Here is a 16,501-nt window from a genome sequence, read left to right as displayed (position 1 = left end):
ACGCGGTCTGCCCACGCCTCCAAGCGTTCTCCTTGGGATTGGATGCGTGTCGCTACGTTCAGCACGGTCCAGCTAAGGCGTAGGGCAGCGGTGGCGATGATGCGAGCGGTGGGGGTCGTGATGCGTGTCATTGTCGTCTCCAATAGCCCGTGATGGGCATCGAGACAATCACATGAAGAGGTGATGTCCGCCGGCGGCCGCGATCTCCAGCGCGCGCTTGGCGCTCTCCTGGCCCTTGATGTCGCGCAGGTCGAGCTTTGAGGTGGCGGCCTCGTGTACTCTCGGCGAGGGCCGAGACAGCACCTGCGTGCCTTTGAAGTGGTTGGCGATCTGGATCAGCGATTGTGCGGCGATGATCTGGATATCAGGGCTCGCCCACGCCGCCTCCGAGCCGCAGGCCGCCGGGCAGATCAGGCCTTCCTCGCGCTGATTGGCGCCGATCGCGGCGGGCAAGACACCGGCCACCGGCGCGATCGAACCATCGAGCCCGAGCTCACCGAGAACGGTAAAACCGGTCAGCGCATCCGGCGGGATCGCTCCGATCGCCGCCATCAGCCCGAGCGCGATCGGCAGGTCGTAATGGCTGCCTTCCTTCGGGACGTCGGCGGGCGCCAGATTGACGATGATCCGCCGCGCCGGCAGCGCCAGGCCCGAGGCGATCAGCGCCGAGCGCACCCGCTCACGCGCCTCCGACACTGCCTTGTCCGGCAGGCCGACGATGGCGAACGCGGGCAGGCCCGGCGCGACCTGCACCTGCACGTCGACCGCGCGGGCCTCGATCCCCTCAAAGGCGACGGTAGAAACCCGTTGAACCATGCCCGAACCAGCCTGCCCTCTGCACAATCGAGGGTAGCAGGAGGCGCGGCGCTCCGCAAGAACAATACGGGAACATTTCCGGGACCGCGCGAGCCCTAATCAATCGTAAACGCGATCCCGACACTACGCTTCGAATGCGAGCTTCTGTTCTCAGCACATTCCAACGAATGTCCGCTACTCCTAGGGCTGCGGGATGGGCCGTGGTCTAACGGGTGAACAATTCAAATGCTGGTAAATCGCCGGAGAAGCGAACGTCGGGTGTGCAGCCGGCTCGCCAAGATTCATTTTGGGGCGGGCTCGCTGCCCAGGGACTGCACGATTACGGATATCTCGGACGGGGGCGTGAAAGTCGTGGCGGAGTTTCTGGAAGTGCCGCCGCAATTCACCATCATCTTCGCGCCGGATTATTCCCGCCAGTGCCGCCTGCGCTGGCGCATCGGCTGCGAATTCGGTGCGGAATTCACCGACTAAGTCCGATCGATACGCGTCCTTAACGGGACTTTAGCGTTAATCGGTAAGCATCTCTGATCAGTTGCCGAGTGATCAGAGTATGCCCAAGCGTTCGTCCCTCGCCTTCCCCCCGGCGAGATTGCTGCTTCCCGCCCTCATCGCGCTTGCCCTCGGTGGCTGTCAGACGACGAGCCTCGAGGACGTCACCGGCGCGCTCGGTGGCAAGCCGGAAACAGCCAGCAAGGCCGACGCCAAGCCGGGCATGGACGCGCTGCGCGAGCGCTATCGCGCCAAGCCCAGCGATCCCGCTATTGCGATCGAATACGGCAAGGCGCTGCGCGACAGCGGCCAGCGCGCCCAGGCGGTCGCGGTGCTCGAGCAGGCCGTGCTCGCCCATCCCAGCAACAAGGCGCTACTCGCCGGCTACGGCCGCGCGCTCGCCGACAACGGCAATTTCCAGCAGGCTTTCGACGTTCTGGGCCGCGCGCATTCGCCCGAGGATCCCGACTGGCGGATCCTGTCAGCGCAGGGCGCCGCGCTCGATCAGCTCGGCCGCAACGAGGAAGCGCAGCAATATTACGCGACCGCGCTGAAGATCGTGCCTGACGAGCCGCAGGTTCTGTCGAATCTCGGCCTGTCCTACATGCTGCAGAACAATCTGCCGAAGGCCGAACAGGTGCTCGGCCGCGCCTATCAGCGCAATCAGAACGATGTGCGGATCCGTGCCAATCTCGCGCTCGTGCTGGGATTGCAGGGCCGCGAGGCTGAGGCTGAAATCCTCGTGAAGGCAGATTTGCCGCCGGACCAGGCCGCAGCCAAGGTCGCGGCGCTGCGCCAGTTGCTGGCGAAGAAGCAGCAGCAGCGGGCTGAGAAGTAGCCCGCGCGCCGCGTTTTCTGTACGCGAAACCTACGACGCCTTGCGATGCGGGGCGGATCCGCGACCCGAGCGGCCCTTCAGCTTCTTCAGCAGCGGCGCGAGCAGCGAGCGCTTCGGCTTCCTCACCTCGCCGCGCCCGGCGAGGCGGTTGGCCATGATCTGGAACAGCTCGGTGGTGCGGTGGTTCTTGGAGACCTCTGCGATCATCTGGCCGTTATTGGCCGCGGTCGAGAACAGTTTCGAATCGAACGGGATCACCGCGATCGGCTGACTCTCCATGGTCTTGGCGAACGCCTTGACCTCGATCTCCGCGCGCTTGTGCATGCCGACCTGGTTGATGCAGTACAGCGGCGGCCGGTCGTTCGGCCGCGCCGCCTTCAGCACGCTCAGCATGTTCTTGGTGTTGCGCAGGTTGGCGAGATCGGGCTCGGCCACGATCACGATGTCGTCGGCATTGACCAGCGCGCGCTTGGTCCAGGCGGACCATTGATGGGGGACGTCGAGCACGATGCAGGGCGTGGTCATGCGCAGCGTGTCGAACACCGCATCGAACGCTTCGGCGCCGAAATCATAGACGCGGTCGAGCGTGGCGGGCGCGGCGAGCAGGCTGAGGTGATCGGTGCATTTGGCGAGCAGGCGCTCCATCAGCGCCGTGTCCGGACGGTCCTGCGACAGCACCGCATTGGCGATGCCCTGTGCCGGGTCCTGGTTGTAATCGAGACCCGCGGTGCCGAAGGCGAGGTCGAGATCGATCACGACGGAATCGAGCGAAAGGTCGCGGGCGATGGTCCAGGCCACGTTATGCGCGACGGTGGATGCGCCGACGCCGCCCTTGGCACCGACCACCGCGATGACGCGGCCGGTGATGATGGCTTCGGATGCCGAGAACAGGCTGCAGATCGAGCGGACCACGTCGAGCGTCTCGACCGGGCCGACCACGTAGTCGTTGACGCCGCGCCGCACCAGCTCGCGATAGGGCGCGGTGTCGCTGGGATTGCCGATCACGACCACGCGGGTGCCGGGATCGCAGACGCCGGCGAGATCATCGAGGCCTTCGAGGATGTCGCGCGTGCCGTCGGATTCGATCACGATCACGTTCGGCGTCGGCATCGATTCATAGGCTTCGATTGCCGCAGCTAAGCCGCCTTCCTTGGCGGTGAGATGCGCCTTGGCAAGCCGGCGATCCTCGCCCGCGGCGGTCACCGCCTTGAGCGTCTGGTCGGTCTCGCAAAAGGCCTGCACGGAGATGCGAGGAACCGGTGCAATGTGTTCCTCGGGGTGCCGCGGATCGTCCGCTTCTTCTTCGTCGTTGAAGCCTGTCATTTGCCTGTGTCGCTGAGTTTGGCCTTCTCGGCGTCGGGATTGGGAGTGGCGATCGGCGTGCCCTTGCGATAGCGCTCGAAGGCGACGTCGCGCCGCGCAGTGTAAACTGCCGTTTCAGAACGCGGCTGCTCGAGGTCGGCGGGATTGTCGATCATCGCCGCGAGGTTGCGCTGGCTGGCACAGCCCAGATTGAAGTACGGGTGGTTCTCGTTGTAGCCGGGGTCGAGGATGGACGGCCCGATATCCTCCGGCCACAGCCCGCAGGGGCCGGCGACCGCGGCGATCTTGGAATAGCTGAGGCGGATGGTGGGCAGCAGGCCGGGATCCTCGGGCCGATAGGGATGCTTGACGATGGCGCGCGACGGCACGCCGCCGGATGCCAGCACGGAACGGATTTCCTGATAGGTCGCCGCCGCGGCGCGCGAATTCGCGGTGTCGGTCGGCACGTCGACGACGACGGAACCGGTGCCTTCGCGCACCCAGTCCCGGGCGATGCCCGCGACGTCGGAGTGCTGCGCGTCCGAGAGGCCGCCGCGCGCCTTGCCGACGAAGATCACGATCGACTTCTTGCCTTCCTGCACCGCGATCGGGTGGCGCTGGCGATAGTCGGTCGGCACCGTCTGGGTGACGATCTCGCCGGTGGTGTTGCAGGCGCCGAGCATGACGGAGAGCCCCGTCAGTGCCAGCGCGATGCTTAAGCCGCGACGTCGATCCGCTGTCGTCTTCGTCATCGCTTGATCCCCTCTTGTCCCGGTCCCCAAACCGTTCGTTTCAGTCGATGATGAAGCCGAAATCGCCGCGATTGCCGTCGATTGGATCGACGCGCCGCGCGATGCCATAGAGGCGGTTCATGCGGCCGAGCAGCGCCGTCTGCGCGTCCGAGGCCGGCGCGAAGCCGTCGTCCGGCCGCGACAATTCCTTCTGGGCGACCGCGCGCACCACATAGGGCGTCACGATCACCATCAGCTCGGTCTCGTTGTTGACGAAGTCCTGGCTGCGGAACAGCGCGCCGATGATCGGCACCTGGTCGACGCCGGGCAGGCCGTTGATCGCCTGCTTGGTCTGCTGCTGGATCAGGCCGGCCATCGCCATCGAGCCGCCCGAGGGAATTTCCAGCGTGGTCTCGGCGCGGCGGGTCTGGATCGAGGGGATGGTGATCGAGCTGGTCGTGCCCGAGGACACCGCCTGCGTCACGGAGATGGCGTTCTGATTCGACAGCTCCGAGACTTCGGTCATCACGCGCAGGCTTATACGTCCCTCGCTGAGCACGACCGGCGTGAAGTTCAGGGAGATGCCGAACTTCTTGTAGGTAATCTGGGTGGTGCAGACGTGGGTGACCGGATCGCAGGAGTAGCCCGCAGGGATCGGGAATTCGCCGCCGGCGATGAAAGTGGCGGACTCGCCGGAGATCGCCGTCAGGCTTGGCTCGGCCAGCGTCCGCATCACGCCGGCGGTTTCCATCGCGCGCATCGTGGCGTTGACGGTGGCCACGCCTTTTGCGAGTCCGGTAACACCGAGCCCGTTGCTGCTGACGAGCGGGCCACCGGAGACCGAGAACGGGTTGGAGTTGTTGAAATTCACCACCGCGGTGCCGGCGTTCAGGCTGGCGCTGAGATCGACGCCGAGCTGCTTGACGATGTCGCGGCGCACTTCGCCGACGACGACCTTGAGCATCACCTGGTCACGGCCGCGCACGACGATGTTGTTGACGACCTTCTCGGCGCCGCCGACGAGCTTGGCGGCGACGTCGCCGGCCTGCTGGGCCTCGACCGGGCTCGACACCGAGCCGGTCAGCATCACGCTGTCGCCGACGCCTTCGATCTGCACGCCCGGCAGCGACTGGCGCAGCGCCGAACGCATGCCGTTGAGGTCGCGTTTCACCGCGATGTCGTAGGCGGCGACCTGCTGGCCGTCGGCGGTGAAGAACACGACGTTGGTCTGGCCGACCTGGCCGCCGATGATGTAGGCGCGCTGGGCCGAGCGGATCACCGCATTGGCGATCTTGGGATCGGCCACCAGCACGTCCTTGACCTCGCGCGGCAGGTCGATGACGACGGACTTGCCGACGCCGAGCGAGAGAAAACGCGTCTTCGCCGGCGCGATCGAGCCGACCGACGTCAAGCCGAGATCCGGCACCTGCATCGGTGCCTGGTCGCCGACCGGCGCATCTGCAGCAGCGCTGACCATGTCAGGAGCTGCGAGCAGCCCCAGCATCAGCATCGCCCCCGTCCAGAACGTGCTTGCGCGATTCCCCCGAATGCGCAGGCCCGTCCGATCATCCCCGTAGTTCATGCTATCCCCATCACTTCTGTGACGTCAGTTGCCGCACCTGCACCCCGTAACGGATCACGTTGACCCCACCGGAACGCTTGGCCGCCTGGTCCTCGACTGTGAGTTCGGTTGCGTTGACATCGACGATGCTGCGCAGCGCGAGCTGCAGCGTGCCGCCCTGGCGTGCGGCCGACAGCGTCGCAACCTGATCGGGCTTGAGCTCGAGCGTGACGGTCTTGCCGATCACGGCGGTCTGGCCGTCCTTTTCCTTCGGCGCCTGGTCGATCGCGAGCACGCGGATATTGGACAGGATGACCTCGGACACGATGAGGTCGTTGCCGGCGGTTGCGCCATTGGCGTCGGGATTCTTCAGGCGGCGCGTCAGGACGACGTCGACGCGGTCGTTCGGCAGGATGAAGCCGCCGGCGCCGGTCTCGGCTGAAATCTCGGTGGAGACGGCCCGCATGCCCGAGGGCAGGATCGCGGCCATGAAGCCGGAACCCTCGGCCCTCACCAGCTTCTGCTCGCGGATCGGCTCGCCCTGCAGCAACGGGACGCGTGCGATCGAGCCGGCGATCTGCATCTGCGCGTCGGGTCTCGCGTCGCGGCGGATGAAGGCGCTGCTCGCGGTCCCGGCCGGCCAGGACTGCCATTGCAGGTCGTCGGGCTTTACGGCCTGGCCGAGCTGGATGTCGTTCTTCGCGACGAGAACCTCGACCGTCGGCAGCTTCTCGGCGACGGGAGCGACGGGCGCGGGTGCATTCTGATATCCGCTCGCCAGATACGCAGCGACGCCGCCGGCGCCCAGCGCGATGACGAGAACGACAATGCGTGCGGTGTTCATACGCTTTTACTCTTACGCGGGGCACTCGAACCGCACCTGGCGGGTTCCCCTGCGTCGATGAGTAGGGAGTAAAAGTATAAGGGTTGTTGCGAGGCCGAATGCGCCGGCCGGTCACGATGCTGGTTTTCGGCAGATGGTGAACGTGGCGTTATTCAGTCGGCCAGCAACCCCGTAGATTCACGCATGCCGGCTCGCGCTTTTGCATGAGGGGCGGGGCGTCATGGTGAACGGGTGGTTAGTGACGCGTGCGATCGCGGTCACGGCGATACCGTAGCATACCGCGCTGATACCGATGATCCGTCATCCCCGCGCAACGGCGGAGCCGTTGTCGCTGGAGGTGCGAAGCTTGCGATGCAACGCATCGCAAGGTGAGCCTCGAAGGATGTGCGGCCGGGATGCAGCCGGGCCGTCGCCCTTCGAGGGCCGCTGAAGAAGCGGCCACCTCAGGGTGACGGTGATGGAGCGGCGACGAACTGACGGGCCGCTACCTCTTCCGCTTCTGCTCGATCACGTCCCAGATCTTCGCCGCCACGTCAGGGCCGCCGAGCCGTGCGATGGCGCGGATGCCGGTGGGCGAGGTCACGTTGATCTCGGTGAGGTTGCCGTTGATGACGTCGATGCCGACGAACAGCAGGCCCTTCTCGCGCAGCGCCGGGCCGACGGTGGCGCAGATCTCGCGCTCGCGCGGGGTGAGCTCGGTCTCCTGCGCGGCGCCGCCACGCACCATGTTGGAGCGGAGGTCGTCGGCGGCCGGCACGCGGTTCACGGCGCCGGCGAATTCGCCGTTGACGAGGATGATGCGCTTGTCGCCGTGCTTCACCTCGGGGATGAACTGCTGGATCACCCAGGGTTCTTTGAATGTCACCGAGAACATGTCGTACAGCGAGCCGAAATTCATGTCCTGCGGCATCACGCGGAACACCGCCGCGCCGCCATGGCCGTGCAGCGGCTTCATCACGACGGCGCCGTGCCTGTCGCGGAACGCGTTGATCTCGTCGAGATCGCGCGAGATCAGCGTCGGCGGCATCAGCTGCGGAAAGTTCATCACGAACAGCTTTTCCGGTGCGTTGCGCACCGAGGCCGGATCGTTGACCACCAGCGTCTTCGGATGGATCCGCTCCAGGAAGTGCGTCGAGGTGATGTAGGCGAGGTCGAAGGGCGGATCCTGGCGCAGCAGCACCACGTCGAAGCCGTTGAGCACCTCGCGCTTGGGCTCACCGAGGGTGAAATGGTCGCCGGGCTCGTCGCGCACCGTCAGGACCTGCACCGGCGCGACCAGCTCGTCGCCGACCATCGAAAGCTTGTCGGGCGTGTAATAGGACAGGCCATGGCCGCGCTTCTGCGCCTCCAAGAGCAGCGCAAAGGTGGAATCGCCCTTGATGTTGATGCGGGCGATGGGGTCCATCTGGACGGCGACGTTCAGTTTCATGGTGTGCCTTTCAGGTCGAGGCGTCGAATGCCGCCAACACATGGCGCGGAAGCGAGCGCGGCGCAATCAGCATGGCGTCGAATCGCAATTCGAATTCGGCATGCTCGGGATGCGCTACGAGCCAGCCTTGGGCGGCGTCGATGATGCGCTGCTGCTGGCGTGGGGTTACGGCAAAAGCGGCGTCATCCAGGCTCGCACGCGCCTTGACCTCGACGAAGGCGATGAGGTTACGGCGGCGTGCCACGATGTCGATCTCGCCATGCGGGGTGCGGTAGCGTTTGGCCAGGATGCGGTAGCCCTTGGCCATGAGATAGGCGGCGGCGCGGCTCTCCGCGGAGATGCCGGTGCGGAACGCGGCGACGCGCTTGGGCGAGGCGACTTTCGGTTCCGCCGGCACCTCAGCCTTCGCCATCGCCGCCCCGCAGATCTTTTGCAAGCTCGAGCGCGCGGGCATAGACCTCGCGGCGCGGCCGGCCCGATAGCGCGACGGCGTGCGCAACGGCATCCTTGACGCTGTGCGCGCCGAGCTGCTCGCGCAGGAGATGGTCGAGCGCATCCGATGTCAGCACCTCGACGTCGGCCGCCGGCGGAGCGATCACCAGCACGAACTCGCCTCGGGTCTCCAGCGTTGCAGCGTCGCGCGCCAGCTCGTGCAGCGTCGCGCGCGAAATCTCCTCGTGCAGTTTTGTCAGCTCACGGCAGATCGCGGCTTCACGATCGCCCATGATCTCGGCGAGCTCGGCCAGTGTGTCCTGGACGCGGTTGCCGGATTCGAACATCACCAGCGTCGCGTCGATGCGGGCGAGCTCGGCAAGGCGGCTGCGCCGCGCGGCGGATTTCGCGGGCAGAAAGCCTTCGAAGAAAAAGCGGTCGGTCGGCAGGGCCGCGACCGACAGCGCGGCCAGCACCGAGGAGGGGCCGGGCAGCGCATACACCGCGTGGCCGGCAGCGCAGACCTCGCGCACCAGCTTGAAGCCGGGATCGGAGATCAGCGGCGTGCCGGCATCCGATACCAGCGCCACCGAACCGCCCTGCGCCAGTGCCTCAAGGATCTTCGGGCGCGCGGCTTCGGCGTTGTGCTCGTGATATTGCCTGAGCTGCGCCGAGATGTCGTAGCGCTCGGTCAGCCGGCGCGTGATGCGGGTGTCCTCGCAGGCGATGACGTCGACGCCGGCGAGCGTCTGCAGCGCGCGCAAGGTGATATCGCCGAGATTGCCGATGGGGGTCGCGACCAGATGGAGGCCCGGCGCCGCCTTCGGGGCCGGGAGCCGATGGGCGTCGATGGAGAAGCCGCGCGGGGCGGCGTCTGTGGCTTCAGGCGTATTTATCGGGGCCGGCTTTGCGCGCATAATGAAGCCAACTTAGGCACGATCCCCATGGCTGGGAACTGCTCTTCGAAAAGATCGCGCCGAGGTGAAGGGGCGAGGAACGGACGGGAATGTGATCGACCCACGGTCACGTCGGGAGGGGGTTAGGGCCCTCATGCCATATTCGCGACGGAAACGCCGCCTTGATGCTGTGTGAGTAACGGCCAGCAGCTGGCCAGGACGGGAAGGCAGCCGCGTTAAGCGGTCATTATCCTTTTGTTTTGGTTAACTATTTGCCGACAATATGCCTGAATCCGCGGCTTGTGTCGCGGCAAAGAATGTTGTGACCGGCTGGCGAGAGCCGGCCGGAAGAGAAGCTGTCATGCTGGGCCCGCGTCATCCAAAATCTCCCGTTCCGGGGCCCCGATCACCGGGTGCGACCCGGCGGAGCGCGCTCGGCCTGTTGCTTGGTGCGCCCCTGCTGTCGGCCTGCGCAGGCGTGCAGCAAAGCCTCAGCCAGTTCTCCAACCCGTTCTCGAGCTCCTCCACTCCGCCGGCCCAGCCGGCCGGGCCGCAGCAGCAGGCGACGACGGCCGGCACCGGCGGGGTCAAGGTTGCGGTGATCCTGCCGCTCTCGGCCGCGGGCAATGCCGGCCTTGCCGCGCAGTCCATGCGCAACGCCGCCGAGATGGCGCTGGCCGAGTTCCAGAACCCGAACATCCAGCTCCTGATCAAGGACGACAATGGCAGCCCGCAAGGGGCGCAAGCCGGCGCGCAGCAGGCTGTCGAGGAAGGCGCCGAAATCATCCTGGGGCCGCTGTTCGCACAGTCGGTACCGGCGGTGGCGCAGGTCGCGCGCACCCGCGGCATCTCGGTGATCGCGTTCTCAACCGATTCCAGCATCGCCGGCCGCGGCGTCTATCTGCTCTCGTTCCTGCCGGAGTCCGACGTCAACCGCATCGTCGAATATTCCGCCAGTATCGGAAAGCGCTCCTTCGCCGTGCTGGTGCCCGACAATGCCTATGGCAATGTCGTCGAGGCCGCGGTGAAGGCGGCGGTGCCGCGGCGCGGCGGACGCATCGTCGCATTCGAGAAATACGGCGCCGACCGCGCCACGCCGGCACGGACCGTGGCGCAGCAGCTCGGCAGCGCCGACGCGCTGTTCATTGCCGATGACGGCGATGCCGTGGTTTCAGTGGCGGATGCGATGACCGCGGCAGGAGCGAACCTGCGCAACATCCAGCTGCTCGGCACCGGCCTGTGGGACAATCCGCGCGTCTATGCGAACGCGAACCTGCAAGGCGGCCTCTACGCCGCGCCCGATCCGGCCGGCTTCCGCGCTTTCTCCGGCCGCTACCGCACCAAATACGGCGCCGAGCCGATCCGCACCGCCACGCTCGCCTATGACGCGGTCGCGCTCGTCGCCGCGCTGGCGCGCACGCAAGGCGGCCAGCGCTTCTCCTCCGATGTGCTCACCAATCCTTCCGGCTTCGCCGGCATCGACGGCCTGTTCCGCTTCCGCCCCGACGGCACCAATGAGCGCGGCCTTGCGGTGATGAAGGTGACGACCGGCGGCGGCGTTGCGGTCGCGGGTTCGCCGAAGAGTTTTGGGGCGTAGCCACATCTTCCGTCGTCCCGGACAAGCGCGCCTCAAGCGCGCGCAGATCCGGGACCCATAACCACAGGACGTGGTTTGGCGAAGACTCGTGGTTGCCAGCTTCGTGCCGCGACTTCTCCCTGTGGTTATGGGTCCCGGATCGGCGCTTCGCTACGCTACGCTTGTCCGGGACGACGATGGGGAGAGAGTTCAGGCCGCCAAATCCGCGACCACCGCATCCAGCACCGGGAAACCGCTGTTGGTCACGCGCAACCGCCCCGTCGAATCCACCGTGATCGCGCCTTCCTCGCGCAGCAGCGCGATGCGCTTGGGATCGAGCGGGCGGCCGGAGAGGGCCTTGTAGCGCTCGGGGTCGATGCCCTCCGCCAAACGCAGTCCCATCAGCAAAAATTCGTCGGCGCGCTCTTCGCTGTTGAGGAGATCGTCGGTGACGACACCGTGGCCGTTGGTCTCGACGCGCAGCAGCCAGGCCTCGGGACGCTTCTCGGTGGCAGTGGCATGGCGCACGCCGTCGATATCGAGACGGCCGTGTGCGCCCGGGCCGATGCCGGCATATTCCTCGCCGCGCCAGTAGACCAGATTGTGCCTGCACTCGGCGCCGCGCCGCGCGTGGTTGGAAATCTCGTAGGCGGGGAGCCCCAGCTTGTCGCAGGTCTCCTGCGTGACGTCGTAGAGCGCGCGCGCGACCGCTTCGTCCGGCGTCTTCAATTTGCCGGCCTGGTGCAGGCCGAAGAACGGCGTGCCTTCCTCGATCGTCAATTGATAGAGCGACAGATGCTCGGCCGCTTCATCGATCGCGTGCCGCAGCTCATCGGCCCACATTGCCGGCGTCTGGTCGGGGCGGGCGTAGATCAGGTCGAACGAATAGCGGTCGAACGAGCGGCGTGCGATGGCGACCGCATCGAGCGCCTCGCGTGCGCTGTGCATCCGGCCCAGCGCTTTCAGCGAGGCATCGTCGAGCGCCTGCACGCCGAGCGAGACGCGGTTGACGCCGGCTGAGCGATAGCCGGCGAAGCGCGTGGCCTCGACGCTGGTCGGGTTCGCTTCCAGCGTCACCTCGACATCGCCGGCAACAGTCCAGTGCTTGCCGATCGCATCGAGCACGGCGCCGACGGTGGCCGGCTGCATCAGTGAGGGCGTGCCGCCGCCGAGGAAGATCGAAGTGACTTCGCGGCCGGGCGCGCGCTCGGCGGTCGTTGCGATCTCGCGCGCGAAGGCCGAAGCAAAGCGCGCCTCGTCGATCGCGGCGTGGCGGACATGGCTGTTGAAGTCGCAATAGGGACACTTCGACAGGCAGAACGGCCAGTGCACGTAAACGCCGAAGGCTTCCTTAGCGCGGCTCAAGGCAGATCTCCGCCAGTTTCACGAAGGCGCGGGCGCGATGCGACAGGCCGAGGCCGAGCGGTGGCAGGCCGTGCTTCTCGATGCTTTCCATCTCGCCAAAGGTGCGGCTGTGGCCATTGGGCAGGAACATCGGGTCATAGCCGAAGCCGGCGGTGCCGCGCGGCGGCCACACCAGCGTGCCGTCGACGCGCGCCTCGACCTCTTCGAGATGATCGTCGGGCCAGGCAACGCAGAGCGCGGAGACGAAATGCGCTGTGCGCTTCGCAGGTATGGCCGCACCGCGCTCCTGCAACAGCCGCTCGATCTGGGCCATCGCCGCGTTGAAATCCTTGGCTGGACCGGCCCAGCGCGCGGAGAAAATGCCGGGCGCGCCGTCGAGCGCGTCGACAACGATACCGGAATCGTCGGCGAAGGACGGAAGCCTGGTCGCTTTCGCGGCGGCGATGGCCTTGATCGCGGCGTTGCTGCGGAAATCGTTGCCGGTCTCGTCCGGCTCGTCCAGGCCGAGCTCACCGGCCGACACCGCCTCGATCCCGTACGGCGCAAGCAGCTCTTTCATCTCGGCGAGCTTGCCGGGATTGTGGGTGGCTATGACGAGCTTGTCCGTGATTCGGCGGTGCATGGGCCTATTGACTACGCGACGGCCAGTTTCTGCAAGTCCACGAGACGCGCGACGCCCTTGCGCGCCAGCGCCATCAGCGCCAGGAACTCGGCTTCCGTGAACGGTTCGCGTTCCGCGGTGCCCTGCACCTCGATGATGCGGCCATCGCCCGTCATGACGAAATTGGCGTCGGTCTGGGCTTCCGAATCCTCAGCATAGTCGAGATCGAGCACCGGCGTGCCGTTGTAGATGCCGCAGGAGATCGCGGCGACGTTGTCGCGGAGCACGTTGGCCTTGATCATGTTGCGCGCCTTCATCCAGTTGATGCAATCGGCGAGCGCGACCCAGGCGCCGGTGATCGAGGCCGTGCGGGTGCCGCCGTCGGCCTGGAGCACGTCGCAATCGACAGTGATCTGGCGCTCGCCCAGCGCTTCGAGGTCGACGATGGTGCGCAAGCTGCGGCCGATCAGGCGCTGGATTTCAACGGTGCGGCCGCTCTGCTTGCCGGCCGAGGCCTCGCGGCGGGTGCGTTCGGAGGTCGCCCGCGGCAGCATGCCATATTCGGCGGTGACCCAGCCGCGGCCCTGGCCCTTCAGCCATGGCGGCAGGCGGTCTTCCAGCGTGGCGGTGACCAGCACATGGGTGTCGCCGAATTTCACCAGGCAGGAGCCTTCCGCATATTTGACCACGCCGCGCTCCAGCGTCACGGGGCGCAATTCATCGGGCGCACGGCGGCTTGGCCGCATGGGAAATCCTCCAAAACTTTCGGAAAAGGGCTATTCGCGGTGCTTGTAGGTGGGGTGAGGGTGGGCGGCAAGGCCTTATTCGCCCCCGGTTTTCCACCCCGCAAACGCCACGCTTGTCAGAACCGTCCCGGATGGACAAATTATGAGCATCTGAGAGGAGTTACCGTCTGTGGCCCATCACGATCCGATCCATCTGATCGCGCCGCGCGCAGGCCTCGCCCAGCTCAACGAGCGTTCCCGCGACATCTTTCGTCAAATCGTCGAAAGCTATCTCGCGACCGGTGAGCCGGTCGGCTCGCGCAACATTTCCCGCCTGATCGCCATGCCGCTGTCGCCGGCCTCGGTCCGCAACGTCATGGCGGACCTGGAACAGCTCGGCCTGATCTATGCCCCGCACACCTCGGCGGGCCGGCTGCCGACGGAACTCGGCCTGCGCTTCTTCGTCGACGCCCTGATGCAGGTCGGCGATCTCAACGAGGCCGAACGGCAGTCGATCCAGGGCCAGCTTGCCACGGTCGGTCAGGCCCAGTCGGTCGAGGCGGCGCTGGACCAGGCGCTGACGCGGCTGTCGGGCCTGACCCGCGCCGCAGCGGTGGTGCTGACGCCGAAATCCAATGCGCGGCTCAAGCACATCGAATTCGTCCGCCTGGAACCGGAAAAAGCGCTGGTGATCCTGGTCGGCGAGGACGGGCAGGTCGAAAACCGCGTGCTGGCGCTGCCGCCGGGAGTTCCCTCCTCGGCCATCACCGAAGCCGGAAATTTCCTCAATGCAAGGATTCGCGGCCGGACCCTGGCCGAGGCGCGGCTCGAGCTCGAAACCGCGCTCGGGGAGGCCCGCGCCGAGCTCGATCAGCTGACACAGAAGGTAATCTCGGCCGGCATCGCCAGCTGGTCCGGCGGCGAGAACGAGGACCGCCAGCTCATCGTCCGCGGCCACGCCAATCTGCTGGAAGATCTGCACGCGCTGGAAGATCTGGAACGGGTGCGCCTGCTGTTCGACGACCTCGAGACCAAGCGCGGCGTCATCGACCTGCTCGGCCGCGCCGAGACCGCCGAAGGCGTGCGCATTTTTATCGGCTCGGAGAACAAGCTGTTTTCCTTGTCGGGTTCCTCCACCATCATCTCGCCCTATCGGGATGCCGCCGGCCACATCGTCGGCGTTCTCGGCGTGATCGGGCCGACACGGCTGAATTATGCCCGTGTGATCCCGACCGTGGACTATGCCGCCCGCATCGTCAGCCGCCTGCTGGGGGGCTGACCGGCATTTGCGCCGATCACGGGCGCTTGATTTTCGTGAGCTTAGGCACGATATCCGGGCCAACAATCCCTGGAAACGAGTTCGAGATTAGAGCCGATGACCGAGCAAGACCGGCAACCTCAAGACACGACTGCAGCGACCGGCGAGCCCGTGGTGTCGAAACCCTACATCATGCCCGACGATCCCGAGCCGGGCTCGGTCGAGACGTTGCAGAAGGAAGCCGCCGAGGCGCGCGACCGCATGTTGCGGACGCTGGCCGAGATGGAGAATCTGCGCAAGCGCACCACCAAGGAGGTCGCCGACGCGCGCCTCTACGGCATCACCGGCTTTGCCCGCGACGTGCTCGACATCGCCGACAATCTCCAGCGCGCGCTCGATGCCGTTCCAGCCGAGGCGCGTGCCACGGCCGATCCCGGCCTGATCTCGCTGATCGAGGGCGTCGAGCTCACCGAGCGCTCGCTGCTCAACGCGCTGGAAAAGCACGGCGTGAAGAAGCTCGATCCGCAGGGCCAGAAGTTCGACCCGAACTTCCACCAGGCGATGTACGAGGTGCCTGATGCGTCGGTGCCGTCGGGCACCGTGGTGCAGATCATGCAGGCCGGCTACACCATCGGCGATCGCGTGCTGCGGCCGGCGCTCGTCGGCGTCGCCAAGGGCGGTGCCAAGGCCGCGCCGGCGGCCAACAACAACGAGTCGAGCGGCGCGACGAACTGAGTTTTGGCGTCATTCCGGGGCGGCTCGAAGAGCCGAACCCGGAATGACAGCACGAAACGCTTACGCGCTCACCGCAATATCGCTCGACTGAATCCGCTTCACGCCGGCCTTGGCCATGTCGGCCCAGGCTTTCGCCAGCGAGCCCTGGGTGTCGATGCCGCGGCAGGCGTCCTCCACCACGTAGACCTCGAAGCCCGCCTTGCGCGCGTCCAGCGCGGTCCAGGCGACGCAGAAGTCTGTCGCGAGGCCAGCGACGAAGACGCGCTTGATCTTGCGGCCCTTCAGGTAGCCGGCGAGCCCGGTCGATGTCTTGCCGTCGGCTTCGAGGAACGCCGAGTAGCTGTCGACGTCCTTGTGAAAACCCTTGCGGATGATGAGCTCGGCATGCGGGATCGACAGGTCCTTCGACAGCGCCGCGCCATCTGTGCCCTGCACGCAATGGTCCGGCCACAGCACCTGCTTGCCGTAGGGCAGGTCGATGGTCTCGAACGGCTTCTTGCCGGAGTGGACCGACGCAAACGAAACGTGGCCGGGCGTGTGCCAGTCCTGCGTCATCACCACGTTCGCAAACGCTTTTGCCATCTTGTTGATGACAGGCACCACCTGCTCGCCTTCCTTCACGGCGAGACTGCCGCCGGGCAGGAAGCAGTTCTGCACGTCGATCACCAGCAGCGCGGATGCATCGTCCGGCTTGATCGATGCCGCCGCAAACAGCGCGGTTGGCGCGAGGGTCGCCAGCGCCGTCGTTCCAAGCGCTGCGAGGATTTGTCGTCGATCAAGCATCGTTCGCCTCCCTCCAGGATGATCCAACCGGGGAAGCCTAGTTCCGTTCGTATACGAACAGAAGCCCGAAAATGCAGCCGGCATTGGTGAGGGGTTGGGCTCTCGCGGCGTGCTCGGTGC

General features: G+C 66.2%; 16 protein-coding genes and 1 pseudogene. 5 read left to right on the top strand and 12 right to left on the bottom strand.

What is annotated here, in order from left to right; genetic code table 11:
- Positions 1 to 171: 171 nt before the first annotated feature.
- Positions 172 to 816, bottom strand: a pseudogene (locus JQ635_RS18970) (magnesium chelatase domain-containing protein); the annotation flags it as partial.
- Positions 817 to 1,041: 225 nt separating this feature from the next.
- Between JQ635_RS18970 and JQ635_RS18965 the strand changes: the two are divergent.
- Complete coding sequence (locus tag JQ635_RS18965; protein WP_130364001.1) at positions 1,042 to 1,287, top strand: PilZ domain-containing protein; 246 nt, start codon at positions 1,042 to 1,044, stop codon at positions 1,285 to 1,287.
- Between the two features lie 79 nt (positions 1,288 to 1,366).
- Complete coding sequence (locus JQ635_RS18960) at positions 1,367 to 2,143, top strand: tetratricopeptide repeat protein (RefSeq protein ID WP_211411342.1); 777 nt, start codon at positions 1,367 to 1,369, stop codon at positions 2,141 to 2,143.
- A 30-nt stretch (positions 2,144 to 2,173) separates the two neighbouring features.
- Here JQ635_RS18960 and JQ635_RS18955 read toward each other — a convergent pair whose 3' ends face one another.
- The 7 genes from JQ635_RS18955 to rsmI form a co-directional block, all read right to left on the bottom strand.
- The gene (locus tag JQ635_RS18955; protein ID WP_211411341.1) at positions 2,174 to 3,466 is read right to left on the bottom strand and encodes an AAA family ATPase; all 1,293 of its coding nucleotides are present in this window, start codon (positions 3,464 to 3,466) and stop codon (positions 2,174 to 2,176) included.
- On the bottom strand, positions 3,463 to 4,197 hold the full coding sequence (locus JQ635_RS18950; RefSeq protein WP_211411340.1) for a CpaD family pilus assembly protein: 735 nt from the start codon (positions 4,195 to 4,197) through the stop codon (positions 3,463 to 3,465). Before JQ635_RS18950 ends, JQ635_RS18955 begins: the two co-directional genes overlap by 4 nt.
- A gap of 40 nt (positions 4,198 to 4,237) precedes the next feature.
- Positions 4,238 to 5,758 carry a type II and III secretion system protein family protein gene (locus tag JQ635_RS18945; RefSeq protein ID WP_211411339.1) on the bottom strand — a complete coding sequence of 507 codons (1,521 nt, stop codon included), beginning with the start codon at positions 5,756 to 5,758 and terminating at the stop codon, positions 4,238 to 4,240.
- A gap of 10 nt (positions 5,759 to 5,768) precedes the next feature.
- On the bottom strand, positions 5,769 to 6,581 hold the full coding sequence (cpaB, locus tag JQ635_RS18940; protein WP_211411338.1) for a Flp pilus assembly protein CpaB: 813 nt from the start codon (positions 6,579 to 6,581) through the stop codon (positions 5,769 to 5,771).
- Positions 6,582 to 7,065: 484 nt separating this feature from the next.
- Positions 7,066 to 8,010 carry a glutathione synthase gene (gene gshB / locus JQ635_RS18935; RefSeq protein WP_211411337.1) on the bottom strand — a complete coding sequence of 315 codons (945 nt, stop codon included), beginning with the start codon at positions 8,008 to 8,010 and terminating at the stop codon, positions 7,066 to 7,068.
- Between the two features lie 10 nt (positions 8,011 to 8,020).
- The gene (locus tag JQ635_RS18930) at positions 8,021 to 8,422 is read right to left on the bottom strand and encodes a YraN family protein (RefSeq protein ID WP_211411336.1); all 402 of its coding nucleotides are present in this window, start codon (positions 8,420 to 8,422) and stop codon (positions 8,021 to 8,023) included.
- Positions 8,409 to 9,359 (bottom strand): 16S rRNA (cytidine(1402)-2'-O)-methyltransferase, encoded by a 951-nt coding sequence (gene rsmI, locus JQ635_RS18925; protein ID WP_211411335.1) that lies wholly within the window; start codon positions 9,357 to 9,359, stop codon positions 8,409 to 8,411. Before rsmI ends, JQ635_RS18930 begins: the two co-directional genes overlap by 14 nt.
- A 340-nt stretch (positions 9,360 to 9,699) precedes the next feature.
- Here rsmI and JQ635_RS18920 point away from each other — a divergent pair, with 340 nt between their 5' ends.
- The gene (locus JQ635_RS18920) at positions 9,700 to 10,935 is read left to right on the top strand and encodes a penicillin-binding protein activator (RefSeq protein WP_211411334.1); all 1,236 of its coding nucleotides are present in this window, start codon (positions 9,700 to 9,702) and stop codon (positions 10,933 to 10,935) included.
- Positions 10,936 to 11,124: 189 nt separating this feature from the next.
- Here JQ635_RS18920 and hemW read toward each other — a convergent pair whose 3' ends face one another.
- Genes hemW through rph form a run of 3 tightly spaced genes read right to left on the bottom strand, consistent with a single transcriptional unit; the run spans position 11,125 to position 13,626 of the window.
- Positions 11,125 to 12,279 carry a radical SAM family heme chaperone HemW gene (gene hemW / locus JQ635_RS18915; RefSeq protein ID WP_211411333.1) on the bottom strand — a complete coding sequence of 385 codons (1,155 nt, stop codon included), beginning with the start codon at positions 12,277 to 12,279 and terminating at the stop codon, positions 11,125 to 11,127.
- Entirely contained in the window at positions 12,266 to 12,901 is a 636-nt protein-coding gene (gene rdgB, locus JQ635_RS18910; protein WP_211411332.1) for an RdgB/HAM1 family non-canonical purine NTP pyrophosphatase, read from the bottom strand. Before rdgB ends, hemW begins: the two co-directional genes overlap by 14 nt.
- A gap of 11 nt (positions 12,902 to 12,912) precedes the next feature.
- Positions 12,913 to 13,626, bottom strand: a complete 714-nt coding sequence (rph, locus tag JQ635_RS18905; protein ID WP_080133847.1) for a ribonuclease PH — start codon at positions 13,624 to 13,626, stop codon at positions 12,913 to 12,915.
- Positions 13,627 to 13,795: 169 nt separating this feature from the next.
- On the opposite strand from rph, the gene hrcA reads away from it, so the two are divergent.
- Together hrcA and grpE are read left to right on the top strand one after the other, a co-directional pair.
- Positions 13,796 to 14,884 (top strand): heat-inducible transcriptional repressor HrcA, encoded by a 1,089-nt coding sequence (gene hrcA, locus JQ635_RS18900; protein WP_211411331.1) that lies wholly within the window; start codon positions 13,796 to 13,798, stop codon positions 14,882 to 14,884.
- Positions 14,885 to 14,980: 96 nt separating this feature from the next.
- The gene (gene grpE / locus JQ635_RS18895) at positions 14,981 to 15,598 is read left to right on the top strand and encodes a nucleotide exchange factor GrpE (RefSeq protein ID WP_211411330.1); all 618 of its coding nucleotides are present in this window, start codon (positions 14,981 to 14,983) and stop codon (positions 15,596 to 15,598) included.
- Between the two features lie 60 nt (positions 15,599 to 15,658).
- On the opposite strand, the gene pncA is transcribed toward grpE, so the two are convergent.
- A complete protein-coding gene (gene pncA / locus JQ635_RS18890; RefSeq protein WP_211411329.1) occupies positions 15,659 to 16,381 on the bottom strand; it encodes a bifunctional nicotinamidase/pyrazinamidase in 723 nt (240 codons plus the stop codon).
- Positions 16,382 to 16,501 lie beyond the last annotated feature (120 nt).

This window comes from Bradyrhizobium iriomotense, from assembly GCF_018130765.1.
In the GTDB taxonomy this organism is placed as follows: Bacteria; Pseudomonadota; Alphaproteobacteria; order Rhizobiales; family Xanthobacteraceae; genus Bradyrhizobium; species Bradyrhizobium iriomotense_A.
Note: the sequence above shows the minus strand (reverse complement) of the source record. Positions and strands in the feature narration are given on the sequence as shown.